This window comes from Amycolatopsis thermalba (assembly GCF_023376025.1).
Lineage (GTDB): Bacteria > Actinomycetota > Actinomycetes > Mycobacteriales > Pseudonocardiaceae > Amycolatopsis_E > Amycolatopsis_E thermalba.
The window spans coordinates 782,611-796,123 of the sequence record NZ_CP091196.1 but is presented as its reverse complement, the minus strand read 5'-3'; the positions used below and the strand labels follow the sequence as shown (position 1 = coordinate 796,123).

Annotated in this window: 11 protein-coding genes and 2 tRNA genes; 4 read left to right on the top strand and 9 right to left on the bottom strand. The window is 70.5% G+C overall.

From position 1 onward, the window contains the following. Window positions 1–170: 170 nt before the first annotated feature. The 4 genes from L1857_RS03950 to L1857_RS03935 are packed head-to-tail and all read right to left on the bottom strand — an operon-like array spanning window position 171 to window position 4,285. Window positions 171–1,352 (bottom strand): CaiB/BaiF CoA transferase family protein, encoded by a 1,182-nt coding sequence (locus tag L1857_RS03950; RefSeq protein ID WP_116114623.1) that lies wholly within the window; start codon window positions 1,350–1,352, stop codon window positions 171–173. Beyond that, a complete protein-coding gene (locus L1857_RS03945; protein WP_116114625.1) occupies window positions 1,349–1,678 on the bottom strand; it encodes a putative quinol monooxygenase in 330 nt (109 codons plus the stop codon). The genes L1857_RS03950 and L1857_RS03945 overlap by 4 nt, the downstream gene beginning before the upstream one ends. A gap of 40 nt (window positions 1,679–1,718) precedes the next feature. After that, the gene (locus tag L1857_RS03940) at window positions 1,719–3,203 is read right to left on the bottom strand and encodes an MFS transporter (protein WP_233157070.1); all 1,485 of its coding nucleotides are present in this window, start codon (window positions 3,201–3,203) and stop codon (window positions 1,719–1,721) included. 2 nt (window positions 3,204–3,205) lie between these two features. Next, a complete protein-coding gene (locus L1857_RS03935) occupies window positions 3,206–4,285 on the bottom strand; it encodes a TetR/AcrR family transcriptional regulator (RefSeq protein ID WP_249464466.1) in 1,080 nt (359 codons plus the stop codon). Between the two features lie 90 nt (window positions 4,286–4,375). Here L1857_RS03935 and L1857_RS03930 point away from each other — a divergent pair, with 90 nt between their 5' ends. Together L1857_RS03930 and L1857_RS03925 are read left to right on the top strand one after the other, a co-directional pair. Next, window positions 4,376–5,515: a cytochrome P450 gene (locus tag L1857_RS03930; protein WP_116114631.1), complete on the top strand. Its 1,140-nt coding sequence runs from the start codon at window positions 4,376–4,378 to the stop codon at window positions 5,513–5,515. A gap of 32 nt (window positions 5,516–5,547) precedes the next feature. After that, the gene (locus L1857_RS03925) at window positions 5,548–6,582 is read left to right on the top strand and encodes an LLM class flavin-dependent oxidoreductase (RefSeq protein WP_116114633.1); all 1,035 of its coding nucleotides are present in this window, start codon (window positions 5,548–5,550) and stop codon (window positions 6,580–6,582) included. Here L1857_RS03925 and L1857_RS03920 read toward each other — a convergent pair. Then, window positions 6,579–7,193 carry an acetyltransferase gene (locus L1857_RS03920; RefSeq protein ID WP_116114635.1) on the bottom strand — a complete coding sequence of 205 codons (615 nt, stop codon included), beginning with the start codon at window positions 7,191–7,193 and terminating at the stop codon, window positions 6,579–6,581. The two genes, L1857_RS03925 and L1857_RS03920, sit on opposite strands and share 4 nt — an antisense overlap. 144 nt (window positions 7,194–7,337) lie before the next feature. On the opposite strand from L1857_RS03920, the gene L1857_RS03915 reads away from it, so the two are divergent. Beyond that, window positions 7,338–7,928, top strand: coding sequence for an LURP-one-related family protein (locus L1857_RS03915; protein ID WP_240323428.1), 591 nt, complete (start codon window positions 7,338–7,340; stop codon window positions 7,926–7,928). Between the two features lie 4 nt (window positions 7,929–7,932). On the opposite strand, the gene L1857_RS03910 is transcribed toward L1857_RS03915, so the two are convergent. Then, complete coding sequence (locus tag L1857_RS03910) at window positions 7,933–8,682, bottom strand: lysyl oxidase family protein (protein WP_116114637.1); 750 nt, start codon at window positions 8,680–8,682, stop codon at window positions 7,933–7,935. Window positions 8,683–9,156: 474 nt separating this feature from the next. Here L1857_RS03910 and L1857_RS03905 point away from each other — a divergent pair, with 474 nt between their 5' ends. Beyond that, window positions 9,157–11,202, top strand: a complete 2,046-nt coding sequence (locus tag L1857_RS03905; protein WP_205413405.1) for an AIPR family protein — start codon at window positions 9,157–9,159, stop codon at window positions 11,200–11,202. Between the two features lie 325 nt (window positions 11,203–11,527). Here the strand turns inward: L1857_RS03905 and L1857_RS03900 are convergent. From L1857_RS03900 to L1857_RS03890, 3 genes are all read right to left on the bottom strand, one after another. Further along, window positions 11,528–11,600: transfer RNA gene (locus L1857_RS03900), tRNA-Arg, on the bottom strand. Between the two features lie 42 nt (window positions 11,601–11,642). Next, window positions 11,643–11,731: transfer RNA gene (locus tag L1857_RS03895), tRNA-Ser, on the bottom strand. A gap of 62 nt (window positions 11,732–11,793) precedes the next feature. After that, window positions 11,794–13,500, bottom strand: coding sequence for a phosphatidylglycerol lysyltransferase domain-containing protein (locus tag L1857_RS03890; RefSeq protein WP_094003609.1), 1,707 nt, complete (start codon window positions 13,498–13,500; stop codon window positions 11,794–11,796). Window positions 13,501–13,513: the final 13 nt, after the last annotated feature.

Sequence of the window (13,513 nt, the reverse complement as noted above, 5' to 3'; positions counted from 1 at the left end):
CGGCCCCCGGCCCGGCAGCGACCTACGCAGAGCAAACAGCAGGCAGGCGCCTGCGAGGCAGCCCACGCCCTCCGCGCGCAACCGTCCCAGTCAGACCACGCCGCGCGCAACCGCGCCCCCAGCCACGTCAGCCCACGCCCACCACGCGCAACCGCCCCACCCGCGCCGCCTCAGACGACGCCCTCCTCCCGCAGCCGCTCCACCGCCGCGGCGTCGTGGCCCAGCTCCCGCAGGATCGACTCCGTCTGGGCGCCCACCTCGGGCACCGGCCCCATCCGCGGCTCGACGCCACCCATGATCACCGGCGGCAGCAGCGCCTCCACCGTCCCGCCGGGGATCGGCACCTCACGCCACCGGTCGCGCTCCGCGAGTACCGGGTGCGCCAGGAACTCGTGCACCGAGTTCACCCCCGCGTTCGCCACGCCGATGCCGTCCAGCAGGGCCATGATCTTGTCGCTGTCCAGCTCGCGGAACCGCGCCGCCACGATCTCGTTCAGCTCGTCCCGGTGGGCCACCCGCGCGGAACCCGTCGCGAACCGCGGGTCGTCCACCAGTTCCGGCCGCTGCAGGAAGTGCGTGCACAGCGCGACCCACTCCGGCTCGTTCTGGATCGAGAACAGCACGTCCTTGCCGTCGGCCGCGGTGTAGGCCCCGTAGGGCGCGATCGTCGCGTGCTGCGTGCCCACCCGCGGCGGCTGGGTGCCGCCGTAGCGCGTGTAGTAGGCCGGCTGTCCCATCCACTCGGACAGCGCGTCGAACAGCGACACCTCCACCGGCTGCGCCCGGCCCGTCGTCGCCCGCGTGAACAGCGCCGTCAGAATGCCCGAGTAGGCGTACATGCCGCCCGCGATGTCCGCCACCGACACCCCCGCCCGCGCCGCGCCCTCCGGCGTGCCGGTCAGCGACACCAGCCCGGTCTGGCACTGGACGAGCAGGTCGTAGGCCTTGCGCTCGGCCCACGGCCCGTCGGTGCCGTACCCGCTGATCGTGCACGGGATCAGCGACGGGTACCGCGCGGCGAGCGTCGCCGGATCCAGGCCCATCCGCGCCGCGGCACCCGGCGCGAGGTTCTGCACGAACACGTCCGCCCCGTCGAGCAACCTCGCCAGCACGTCCCGGCCGCGTGGATCCTTCAGGTTGAGCGTCAGCGACTCCTTCGACCGGTTGAGCCAGACGAAGTAGCTCGACTGGCCGTGCACGGTCGTGTCGTAACGCCGCGCGAAGTCGCCGCCGCCGGGCCGCTCCACCTTGATCACCCGGGCACCGAGATCGGCGAGCTGACGCGTCGCGAACGGCGCCGCGACGGCCTGCTCCAGGCTGACGACGGTGATCCCGGCCAGCGGCAGGTTCACAACGCGCCCAGGTGGCCGTCACCGTCCGGCAGCGGGGTCAGCAACTGCACGTCCATCGGCTTGGCGAGCAGCCCGTCCAGCGCTTCGCCCAGCTCGGCGAGCGCCGCGCCCTTGCCGTGCGCGCCGAGCGCGGGTCCGGACGCCCACTTCTCCACCATGACGAACGTCGTCGGCGACTTGGCGTCGCGGTGCAGCGCGTAGCGTTCGCACCCCGGCTCGGCGTGCACCGCCCGGACCGCGGTCCGCAGCGCCTCCTCGACCTGGGTTTCCTTGCCCTCCGCGGCCTCCATGGTCGCGATCACGACAACTGCGTCCGTCTGGTTCATGCCGCCATACCACCGGATACCCGCCGCGACCGCAAGGTCGTCAACGCCCCGAAGGCTCCCGGCATTCGGACGGGTGCAGCGGCGTCCCGGCCACCGCGCAGTGGACCTTCACCGGGCTGACCGGCGCAGGCTTCGGGCGGCCGGGCACGAACGCGAACGCGATCAACGCCCCCGCGACCAGCAGACCGGCGCACACCAGCATCGCCGTGCGGTAGGCGGGCGCCAGCGCCACGGGGTCGGTCAGGCTGCCCGTGCCGATGCCCGCGACCAGCGGCAACACCGCCACCGCGAGCAGCCCGGCGGTGCGCGCGATCGCGTTGTTCGTGCCGCTGGCCACCCCCGCGTACCGGTCGTCCAGCGCGCCCAGCGCGGTCGCCGTCAGCGGCGCGACCGTCAGGGACAACCCGAGCCCGAGCACCACGACCGCGGGCAGCACCTCGGTCAGGTACGACGGGCTCACCGAGATCCGGGACAGCAACACGAGCGCGACCGCGCACACGATCGGCCCGGCGGTCATCGGCAGCCGCGGTCCGATCCGCTGGCCCAGTGCTCCCGCCCGCGCGGACAGCACGAGCATCAACGCGGTCACCGGCAGCATCGCCGACCCCGCCGCGACGGGTGAGAACCCGCCGACGACCTGCAGGTTCAGCACCACCAGGAAGAACACGCCGCCCAGCGCCGCGTACACCGCGAAGGTCACCAGGTTCGCCGCGGTGAACGGTCGCGACGCGAACACGCCCAGCGGCAGCATCGGGTGCGGCGACCGCCGCTCGGTCACCACGAACGCGACGATCCCGGCGACCCCGACCGCCAGCGCCACCAGCACCGTCGGCGAGCCCGCGCCGAGCGCCGGCCAGGCCGTGAAGCCGTAGCTCAGCCCGGCCAGCCCGAGCGCGCCCATCGCCGCGCCGGTGACATCCAGCTGCCGCGCGGCCGCCGGGTTGCGGGTCTCCGGCACGTGCCTGATCGCGACCAGGGCGACGACCGCGGCGAGCGGCACGTTGATCAGGAACACCAGCCGCCAGCTCGCCACCTCGACCAGCCAGCCGCCGAGGAACGGACCGAGCGCCCCGGCGATCCCGCCCAGCCCGGACCACGCGCCGATCGCCTTCGCCCGGTCGTCGGGGTGGAACGACGCCTCCAGGATCGCCAGCGACCCGGGCGTGAGCAGCGCGCCGCCGACGCCCTGCAGCACCCGCGCGGCGACCAGGGTCCAGACGTCCGGCGCGAGCCCGCACAGCAGGGACGCGATCGCGAACCACGCCACGCCGAGCACGAAGATCCGGCGCCGCCCGAAGCGGTCGCCGAGGGAGCCGCCGAGCAGGATCAGGGCGGCGAGGCTGAGCGTGTAGCCGTTGACCGTCCACTGGAGACCGGCCGTGCTCGCCTCCAGGTCGCTGCCGATCGTCGGCAGCGCGATGTTCACGACCGTCGCGTCGAGGAAGGTCACGCCGGACCCGAGCACGGTCGCGAACAGGACCCAGCGCCCGGAGGCCTGTCCGTACCGGAGCGCGGGTTCCGCCATCGTCACGAGGACCGATCGTGGCGGGCGGGCGCGGCCGGCGCAAGCCAATCGGCCGCCACCGCGTGACAGGCGCCGAACCCGTCCGCGCGCGCCACGATCCGGCCGCCCGCCACGCGCACCGCCACCTCGGTCGCGTCGCTGACCGCCGGCACGCCGCCCGCCGCCGCCAGCTCGGCCCGCTCGTCGAACACAACGCGCAGAGCCGGCCACGCCGACGCGGGAAACGCCTGCCGCAGGCCCGCCGCCACCTCGGTGATCACCAGGCGCGCGAGCGGTCCCAGCTCGGCCGGCTCGCCGGTGACCGCCACGACCGTCACGTCCGCCCCCGCCCGGACGGCCTCCTCGGCCGCGGCGAGCCGGTGCAGGCCGAGGACCGCGACGACGCCGTCGGCCGGGAGCCGGACCGTCTCCCCGCGCACCAGGTCGACGGCCTCCCCGGGCGACCACGGTTCGCCGGCGGGGCGCGGCTGCGGGGACACCTGCGGCGGCGCCCACCAGTCGTTGAGCGGCAGGGCGGCGAGCTGTTCGCAGGTGCTGACCACGTCGAACGGCTCGACGAACCCCGGCGCGGCGACGGTGAGCTGCCGCGCGCCGTGCAGGGTCGTCAGCACCGACCGCGCCCGGCGCACGTACCGCGCGGGCGGCGCGTCCGGGAGGGACTCCGGCGGGTCGAGCCGTTCCATCGCCAGCGCGAGCAGCAGCGCGCCCAGCTCCAGGAGCTGCGCGTACGGCAGCCGCACCCGCTCCTCGGCCATCACCTCGGACGGCAGGTCACGGCCCAGACCGGCGTCGCGCACCATCCAGTCCCGGGCGAACGCACCGATCGCGGACCGGGCGTCGGTGCCGGGCCTGCTGTGCGGGGCGGGCTCGGCGCGGGCGGCGAGGTCGGCCAGGACCGCGAAGTAGAGCGCCCGCTTGCCCGGGAAGTTCGAGTAGACCGCGCCGCGGGTCAGATCCGCCCGCTCCGCGATCACGTCCACCTTGGCGTCGCGGAACCCCCGCTCGGCGAACTCCTGACGGGCCGCGACCAGCACTTTCGCGCGGTTGCGTTCCTGAGTTTCCGCCCTGGTCAGCCGCGCCACGACGCCTCCTCGTTGCCATCCGGACGGAGACCAAGATGTCGTGCCCATTCAGATGACATGAACATCTGATATTAACATTTGGAGCGCTGCGTGATCCCCGAGATCTCCCTGACCGACCCCGAGGTGCTGGCCGACCCGTTCGCCGCCTACGGACGAGCCCGGGAACAGTCGCCGGTCGCCCGCGTGGGCGCGCCCGGCTTCGGCCCGGTGTGGGCCGCGACCCGTCACGAAACCGCGCGAGCCGTCCTGTCCGACCCGCGCTTCGAGCTGAGCTCGAACAGCTACCAGCAGCCGGACGTGCCCGAGCACTGCCGCGCGTACCTGCGCACGATGTCCGAAGTGGAGGGTCCCGAGCACGCCCGGCTGCGACGCCTGGTCTCCCCCGCGTTCTCCGCCCGCCGGGCGCTGGACTTCCGGCCGCGCATCGAACCGCTCGTCGGACGCCTGTTCGACGACCTGCCCGCCGAGGCCGACCTGCTGCGGGACTTCGCCCGGCCGCTGCCGATGGACGTGATCTGCGAGCTGGTCGGCATCCCGGACGAGGACCGCCCGCGCTGGCGCGAGCACGGCATCGCGGTCGCGAACGGCTACGGCCCGGCGTTCGCCGCAGCGATCCCGGGCATCATGGCCGGCGCGCAGGCCGCCATCGCCCGCCGCCGGGCGGAGCCGGGTGACGACGTGCTCGCCGACCTGATCCGGGCCGAGGACCGGCTCAGCGACACCGAGATGGTCACGCTGGTGTGGCACCTGGTCCTGGCCGGCCAGACGCCGGCGAACCTGATCGCGAACGCCGTGGCCGCCCTGCTGGAGCACCCGGACCAGCTCGCGGTGCTGCGCGCCGACCCCGGGCTCATGCCGCGCGCGGTCGACGAGCTGATCCGCTGGTGCGGGCCGACCCTGATGACGATCCCGCGCTACGCCCGCGAGGGCGTCGAGCTGGAGGGCGTCCTCATCCGGGAGGGCGACGCGATCGTCGCGGCGGTCGCGGCGGCCAACCGGGATCCACGCGCCTTCACCGATCCCGACCGCTTCGACGTGACCCGCCCCGGCGGTGGCCACCTCGGCTTCGGACACGGACCGCACTTCTGCCTCGGCGCGGCGCTGGCGCGGGTGCAGACCGAGGTCGCGCTCACCGCGCTGCTGCGCCGGGAGTTCGAACCGGTCGAGGTCGAGCGGATGCCGGACCCGGGCACCTGGCGGCTGTCCAGCCTGGTCGTGCGATTTGGTTGACGCGTCATCTTCCGCTGGTTACCTTGGGAGGTATGGAACTCGGCATCTACAGCTTCGGTGACCGCCCGGCCGATCCGGTCACCGGCGAGCAGCTGTCCGTCTCGCGGGCGCTGGCCAACACGCTGGAGCGGATGAAGCTGGCCGACGAGCTGGGGCTGGGGTTCTACGGGCTCGGCGAGCACCACCTGGACTCGTACGCGATCTCCAACCCGGCCACGGTCCTCGCGGCCGCGGCGAGCGTGACCTCGAAGATCACGCTGTCGACCGCGGTGTCCGTGCTGAGCACCGAGGACCCGGTGCGGCTGTACCAGCAGTTCACGACGCTCGACCAGCTCAGCGGCGGCCGGGCGGAGCTGCTGGTGGGGCGCGGGTCGTTCATCGAGTCGTTCCCGTTGTACGGCGCGGACCTGGAGGACTACGACGCGCTGTTCGAGGAGAAGCTCGACCTGTTGCTGACGCTGGACCGGGAGGATCCGGTGACGTGGTCGGGCAAGTTCCGCGCGCCGTTGCGGGGTGCGCGAGTGCTGCCGCGGCCGTACGGCGAGCACCTGCGCATCTCGGTCGGCACGGGAGGCAACCAGGACTCCTCGATCCGCGCCGGCGCGCTCGGGCTGCCGGTCGTGTACGCGGTCATCGGCGGCCGCCCGGAGCGGTTCGCGCCGCTGGTGGAGCTGTACCGCCGGGCGAGCGAGGTGTCCGGCCACGCCCCGGCGACGCAGCACGTCACGATGAGCGCGATCGGACTGGTGGCGCGCCGGTCGCAGGACGCCAAGGAGACGTTCTACCCGTACTGGCTGGAAACCATGAAGTACGGCGCGCGGGCCCGCGGCTGGCCGATCCCGACCCGCGCGGAGTACGACGCCTACACCGCCGGGGCGACGTCGTTGTTCACCGGCAGCCCGAACGAGGTCGCGGACCGCCTGATCACCGTCGGAAAACTCGTGGGAGCCGACCGCTACGCGATGCAGATGGACTGGTCGGGAGTGCCGCAGAACCACGTGATGACGGCGATCGAACTGCTGGGCACCGAGGTACTACCCCAGCTCCAGGCGGAGTTCGGGGACTAACGCAGGACGCGCGCGGGGACGCCCACCACGGTGGTCTGCGCCGGAACGTGCTTGGTGACCACAGCGCCGGCACCGATCACCGCTTCCTCGCCGACGGTCACGTCCGGCAGGACGACGGCCCCCATGCCGATGGTGGTTCCGTCGCCGATGGTGCTCCGCGCGCCGACGACCGCGCGCGGGCTGATGGTGACGTGGGAGCCGACGACGGCTTCGTGGCAGACCAGCACGTTCGCATCGACCAGCACGTGCCGGTCGAGTTCCACGGCTTCCTGGACCTGCGCGGCGGGCATCACGACACCGCCCGGACCGATCGACACGCGCTTCTCCACCCGCGCCGTGGGATGGACGACCGTCGCCGGTTCCCTTCCCGCAGCGGTCGCGTACTCCTCGAGCTTGCGCCGCACGAGGAGGTTCGCGACGCCGATCACGTAGGCGGTGTCGAGGGTTTTGAGCACCTCGTCCCCGCCGAGAAGTGGGGTGTCGTTCCGCAGGCTGTGTTCGTCCGGTTCACCCGTGAGGCCTAGCAGCGTGATGTCGTCGATGTCGTCGACGACTCCCACGATCTGACGTGCCAGACCCCCCGCTCCCAGGACGACCAGGTTCTTCGACATACGGCGCGACTCTCCGGCGATTCCGTGGTTTCGGCTGGTGTTTACCGAGCCAACCGGTCCGCGCGCCGGCTGGTAAGCCCGCTGATTTTCACCGTGCCGTTCCGGCGCCTAAAGTGTCGCCAAAGCAGCCGATCTGGGGGTTTCGTGAACCTGCAACAGCACGACCAGTTCCACGTCCACCAGCGGGTCACCATGATGGTGAACCGCTACGAGGTCTTCGCCGACGACGGGAACGGCGGGCCCGGCCCGCTGGTCGCGTTCGTCGAGCAGAAGCGGATGACCTTTCGCGAGCAGGTCACCCTCTACGCGGACGAGAGCAAGCAGTACGTGCTCGCGGCGTTCCGCGCGCGCAAGGTGATCGACCTGGCCAGCGCCTACAACGTGACCACCGGCGAGGGGCAGTCGATCGGCGTGTTCGGCAAGCAGTTCGGCAAGTCGCTGCTGCGGTCCACCTGGCGGCTGGAGCAGCCCGGCCTGCCGCCGGTCGAGATCAGCGAACGCAGCATGGGCCTGGCGCTGTTCCGGCGGATCTGGGACTTCCTCCCGTGGGTCGGCGACATCCCGTTCCCGTGGAAGTACCACTTCGACTTCGTCCGGGACGGCCAGGCGGTGGGCAGCTTCGAGAAGAAGACCCGCTTCCGGGACCACTACCTGGTGCGCATCGCCGACCCGTCGCTGGACCGGCGCCTGGTGCTCGCGCAGGCCGTGGCTCTGGACGCGCTTCAGTCCCGCTGAGCCGTCACGCCGCCGGGCCGTATCCGAGGACCTTCATCGAGGTCCCGGTCCGGTGGTTGGTGACCGCGAGGTCGACCCAGGTCGTGTTGTTGCCGCGGTTGCTCTCCACGAACACGCCCTGCGCGTCGGCCGTGGCGAAGAGCCGGTAGCGGCCGTCGTCGAGGCCGGTGATGTCGATGTACTGGTCGGGCAGGGTCCACGCGTAGCGGTCGCCCCAGCCGACGGACAGGCCCATCGTCACGACGAGCGAATCGCGCTTGCCGCAGCCGGCCTCCGGGTACACTTTGGACCTCGGCGAGCCCGGAATCGAGCGCCGGTAGGCATTCGTGTCGTAGAAGCAGAACCCGGCCTTCGCCGCGACGCCGACCGTGCCGCCGTCGTCGAGCCGGACGAGGTGGTAGGTCTCGAGATCGCGGACGTGCCAGTGGTCGTGACCGTCCCCGCCGTACACCAGCCCGGCGGGCACCGCGACCGGGGCGCGGGTGCCGTCCGCGCGCGGAATCTGCTGCTCGACGCGGAAGGGAGCGCCCAGCGCCGCCCGACGCGCCACGATTTCGAACGGCCCGCGCCCGACGTTGACGATCGTGGTCGAGAAGCGGAGCTGCCGCTGCCCGGAGGCGGTGGTGGCGACCTTGAGATCGCTGAGCCGGGCCATGCCGAGGTCGGGACGCAACTCCTCGGCGGCGGCGGCGTTCCCGGGTACGAGCGGAGCCAGCACCGCCGCGACGACAACCAACGCGACCCGACGAAACACCCTGCCTCCGACCTCGACGACGACCCGCCCCCACGGACGGCCTGCCGACGATAGCGAGAGACCCCCCAACGGCGAATCCCTCGATCGACGGACACACCCCGGAAAGCCGCCGGCGCAGACGGGCTCCCATTGCGCATGAAGCAGGTCGCGGCTTGGGGTCAACCGATACGGTGACGGCTCCGTCGATACCCCAACATCCGACGTTGATCCGGCCCGGCAGCCGCCAGGGACGGAGACAAGTGCCGCAGCCCGAAGGAATCGGACTGCGTCGACGCGTCCGGATTCCGTACGAATCCGCGGCTTCCCGTGGCATGATCTATGGATTGACCGCAGCGACGAGTGTGTTAACTGGGGGGATGCAGGCTGAGTACGAGTAAGGCCGGGGCCGGCAACGACGCGCGCCTCCAGGTCCGTCAGGTCGAACGAGCGTTACGACGGATCTACGTCGATGCGAAGTTGCTCACTGTCGACGACTTGGAGAGCAAGTCGCCCGACGAACAAGAACCTCGTCTGCTATCCCGAGCGCTGGCCGCCCAAGCCGTCCGCATAGTCACTGGTTTCAGCCCCCAGGAGGCGGCCGACACCGTCATCGATGGCGTGAACGACCAAGGCATTGACGCGATCGCGATCGTCGGCGGCCACGATCCGCACGTCTACCTCGTCCAGGCGAAATGGAGCCAGAACGGCCGGGCAAGCAGCGACCGGTCCGCGGTCATGGAACTACTCGCTGGGCTTCGTCTCATCGACGAAGAAGATTTCGCGGCGTTCAATCCTCGGGGCCAGCACCTCGCAGCACTCGCCAAGGAGGTGATGTCAAGTGGCCCCGTACCAGTCACCCAGGTGATAGCGCTCATGCGCGCGGACGAGGTCGGCGAGGGTTTCCGAATGGCGCTGACCCAGGGTGAGCGGGAGTTCAACCGCCATGGTGACGTTCTCGACCATCGCATCATCCTGTCGTCCGAGATTTGGAACTCGGTTCGGCAAGACTTGGCACCACAACCGGTAAATCTCACCGCCGAACTGTTCCCCTGGTTCTCAGTCAGCGAGCCGTACGAGTCATACCAGGGCATAGTCGAGGCGGGTCAACTCGCTCAGTGGGTAGACCACGGGTCCAACCTGTTCAACCTCAATATTCGTAACCCGCTTGGCCGGACGGCGATCAACAACGAGCTGATCGACACTCTGCTCCAGGAACCCGGTCACTTCTGGTACTTCAACAACGGCATCACGGTTCTGTGCGAGTCGGCGGAAAAGGTACACCAGGCGCTGGCCTCACCACATCGGCGGCCGATCATGCTGACCTTGCGCAACGCGAGTGTCGTCAATGGCGCGCAGACTGTCCGTTCCGTCGCCGAGGCGGTCGCGGCCAATGATATTGCCGCCTCGGCGCAGGTGGGAGTACGGGTCATCGTCACCGGTACCCGGGAAGATTTCGCCAAGAGAACAACCAAGGCGACGAACCGGCAGAACCGGGTCGAAGCACGCGATTTCGTCACCCTGGATCCGGTCCAAGCCGCGATCATCGAAGAGATGCGGGCTGAACTGGGGCTTGAGTACAGCGTCCGCCGCAGTGAGCTGGATCCCCATCCCGATACGGGATGCTCGGTCGTCGAAGCCGCGTGCGCTTTGGCGTGCGCGCATTCCGACGCTCAGTACGCCGCGCGAATCGCCGCCACGTTGGATGTACTGTGGGAGCGCGGCTCACGAGGCATCTACGACGTACTGTTCCGCCCGCAACCTGGGGCATACCTCCTGTGGAACGCAGTGCAGGTGTTTCGCTCGGTTCGAGAAAGCCTGCACCGCCTCCGGCCGCGCTACACGGGACGTGGTACGGCATTGATCGAACATGGTCCCTACCTGCTGACGCATCTCGTCTTCCGGCGACTCGACACCGAGGCCATCGATGAGCCGGATACGCAGAATGGCTGGGCAGTCCAGGCCACTCAACAGATACCCAGGTTGGTCGAAGAGCTGGTTCCCGCCTTGGTCGCCGCCATCGACGAGCTGTATACCGACCGTTCGCAAATCCGGGCAGTCTGCTCGGACACTGCCCGGTGTCGTGAGCTGGCCCAGTACGTGCTTGCCAGCGGAAAAACTGGTGGCGTGCCGGACAAGTACCGGCGGCAACGTGCCCAACGCAAGCGCCGTCGACCGAACGCCGTATCCGTCATCATCGACAAGGGTCTACTCACCGAGGGTGACCCGCTCACCTTGACCGGCACCTCGGCCACCGAGACCGTTGCACTGCGTGACTGGCTCGATGAGGACCCGCGGCGCACCCGGGCTACCTGGGTCCCGCAGCGGTCGAAGCCGATCCTGTGGACCGCTGACGGTAGACACTATTCGCCTTCCGGGCTGGTTTCCCGGATGTGGGAACTCGCCGGTTGGGACGAACACCCAGTGGCCGTCCAGGGCACCGCTCGTTGGGCGACCAGCTCTGGCGAGACTCTGGCCGACCTGGCATGGCGGGCGCTTCGTGACCTGGAGGAGACAGACGAGAGCACCACAGACGACGACTGATCGAGACTGCGGTGCTTCCGGCCGAGTTCCTTCCTCGATGACGATGCCCTCCCGTTTCGCGTTGGCGAGCTGCAGCGCTTCGGCGACGATGGCGAACTCGTGCGGAGCTCGTCCTGGAGCTCGTTCTGCCACAGCGCGCAGCGCCGGCCGGCGCTGAGGTCGTATACCCACAGTTCGGAGGTCCACGTCCTGGGGACGCGTCACGGGGCAAGATTGGCGATAACTTGGCAGCCCGGCCCGACCCGCCTTCGGTCTTGACCCGCCCCAGAAAGCACGAAACCCCCTGTTGCCAGGGGGCTCGTGGTCTTGCTGTCTCAACCAGACGCGCGCCCGAAGGGATTCGAACCCCTAACCTTCTGATCCGTAGTCAGATGCTCTATCCGTTGAGCTACGGGCGCTTGTTCAGTTTTCACTCTAGCACTCGGGGTCCGAGTGCCTTGCGGAGGCTCCGGGATTTGAACCCGGGAGGGGGGTTACCCCCAACCGCATTAGCAGTGCGGCGCCATAGACCAGACTAGGCGAAGCCTCCCGGATCACGACCACTGCTGAGATAGCGTACACAGCCCCGAAACGCGCCCGCAAAGGACCCCCTCATCGCCGCAACAGGCGGCGCAACCTGGGGGAACGTCCGGCGAGTCCCTCGGCCTCGAAGACGGCCACCCCGACGCGCGGCAGCTCGCGCACGCCCGGGTACACCAGGTACCTGGGCACCCACCGCGGCTGGAACTTCGCGTTGAACCGGTACAGCGTCTCGATCTGCACCCAGTGTGACATCCATCCCAGGAACTTCGCCGAGGCGCGCGCGACCGGGCCGGCCCCGATGCGCCTGCCCTGCTCCAGCAGCTTCCGGAACGCGGCGAAGTTCAGCGAGACGTACCTCACCCCGTACTCGCCGGCGGCCAGCAGCAGTTCGGAGATCATCAGCTCGTTGATGCCGTTGTCGGCGGCCCGGTCGCGGCGCATCACGTCCAGTGACAGCCCGTCCTCCCCCCACGGCACGAACTGCAGCAACCCCCGCACGACGCCGTCCTGCTCGGCCGTGACCAGCACCGAACCGGGGTCGCCCATCCGGCCCAGCGCCATCGAGAAACCACGCTCCGTGTCGCTCCCCCGCCACTTCGCGGCCAGCGCCTCCAGCTCGGCCAGCTCGCCCTCGGCCAGGTCCTCCGACCGCCGCACCCGGACGCGGTACCCCGCCCGCTTGGTCTTGGCCACCGCCTGGCGCACCCCGCGCATCACGCGGCCGTCGAGGGTGAACGTGTCGGCGTCGACGACCGCCTCGTCGCCGATCTCCAGCACGTCCAGATCGAACCGCGCCCACGCGGTCGCGCCGAGCTCGGAGCACCCCATGGCCGCCGGGACCCAGCCGTGCCGCCGGCACACCGCCAGGAACTCCTCGATCGCGCCCGGCCAGGCCTCGTTGTCGCCGAGCGGGTCGGCCGACGCGATCGCCGCCCCGGCGATCACCCGGTACGTCACCGCCGCCTTGCCGGTCTTGGAGAAGACCACGAACTTGTCGTCCCGCAGCGCGAAGTACCCCAGCGAGTCGCGCGCGCCGTGCTTGTCCAGCAGCGCCTTCAGCCGGGCCTTCTCGTCCTCGCTCAAGCTCGGCGCCGGCTCGGCCGAACGCAGCAGGAAGTACGCCGCGAGCAGCACCGCGCCCAGCCCGAACAGCAGCCCGACCGTCGCGGTCAGGTCGTCCATCCACTCCACGTGGAACTCGGCCGGCCCGCTGACCCCGAACAGCGCCAGCGCGGCCTCGGCCATCCGGTCCGGGAACGACAGCGGCGCCATGAACCGCGCGGGGGCCACCGACAGCAACGCGACGTTGATCACGAACCCGGCCACCAGCAGCTGCAGGAACACCCGCAGCGCGACCCACTTCCCGGTCACCGGGTCCGGCAGCGCGACGAAGTGCCGCCGGTTCAGCACCAGGGTCACGGCCAGCGCGACCGCCACCACCCCGGCGCCGAAGACGTGCTGCATCCCGAGGTGCGACACGGCCAGCACGACGCTGGCGGCGAGCGCGAGCTGCCAGGCCCGGCGCTTGCGCCGCTTCAGCCCGGACGCGAGCATGATCAGCAGGACGCCGACGGCCAGCACGACGGCCGCCGCGGCCGTCGTCGCCTCCTGGGGCAGCCCGAGCCACACGGCGACGTGACCACGCATGCCGCGCCGCCCGGCGGGCAGGACGACCGAGATCACCGCCAGCAGCCCGACCAGCCTGGTCACCCAGGTGATCGCGAACACCGACGCGGCGCCCGTCACCCGCCACACCGCGGGCCGCTGCCCGGCCATCGTCCTCCCGGAC